Here is a 907-nt window from a genome sequence, read left to right as displayed (position 1 = left end):
TGGGTGGGCTTTTTTGTTTGCCTATTTGAGTATTCGAAACTATTGACGAACACATCTGGGGGTAGGTAAGCTTGTGAACGTAAGAATTGGAACACTCTATCTAAACCATTACTTCACACTCTCACTCACCGACAGGGGTAGCCCACATGACCACTCCTCCCGATAACACCACCAACCCACCACCACCAACCGAACCCACCGGCCCCTACTTCGCCCCCTTGAATCCCGCTGGCCCCTTGGGAGAATACGTCGCCATCCGCAACGAATTCTTCTGGAAGGCCATCCACCGCGTCCTACCCACCCCCGGCGATGATGTCGACATCGCCTTTTCCACCCTCGCCCGCAATCTCGATGTCTCACGCGACCGCGCTGAGAAGCTCTACCACGGGGTGGCCCGCATGGCCTCACTGCCCAAGCTCGCCGCCCATCATGAGCGCGGCTGGTATCTCGATGACAACCGTCTCGTGGTGATTGGCCAGATGCTCATCGGCGTCGAGGACCATCTGTTTCATCTCATCGATGACGCACTCGTGCGGTTGTTTACCCCAACCCGGAAGAATCAAGTGTTGCCGGATACTGCACGTGTGCGCAAGGTCATCCGCGAAATCTTGTACCAGTACTACGACCTCACGCGCGATACCCCGGAGGACTGCGAGGACGACGGCACGCGCTACCGCATGGACCACCGCGGCCAGAACTCATTCCTTAACGTGCGGATGGATGGGGTCGACGCCGAGGCTATCCATGAGCACATCCGCAAGTACGCCAACGCCAATAATTGCTCGTTTACCAAGGCCATGGTCGACCTCATCCTGAACGGCTCGAAGACAACCGTGGTGGTCAACGTGTTCAAGCCGGAAGGTGAATCCATGGCGTATCTTCCCGAACACGGTGTGGTCACGTTGGA

Annotated in this window: 1 protein-coding gene; it reads left to right on the top strand. The window is 57.1% G+C overall.

Features of this window, described 5'->3' with window-relative positions; translation table 11 throughout:
- Positions 1 to 146: 146 nt before the first annotated feature.
- The coding region (locus tag HMPREF3227_RS10690; RefSeq protein WP_156452992.1) for a hypothetical protein at positions 147 to 907 on the top strand (761 nt) is incomplete at its 3' end.

It is taken from the genome of Corynebacterium sp. CMW7794, from assembly GCF_001563605.1.
Lineage (GTDB): Bacteria > Actinomycetota > Actinomycetes > Mycobacteriales > Mycobacteriaceae > Corynebacterium > Corynebacterium phoceense.
The sequence above is the reverse complement of the archived record's forward strand: the minus strand, read 5'-3'. Positions and strand labels throughout refer to the sequence as shown.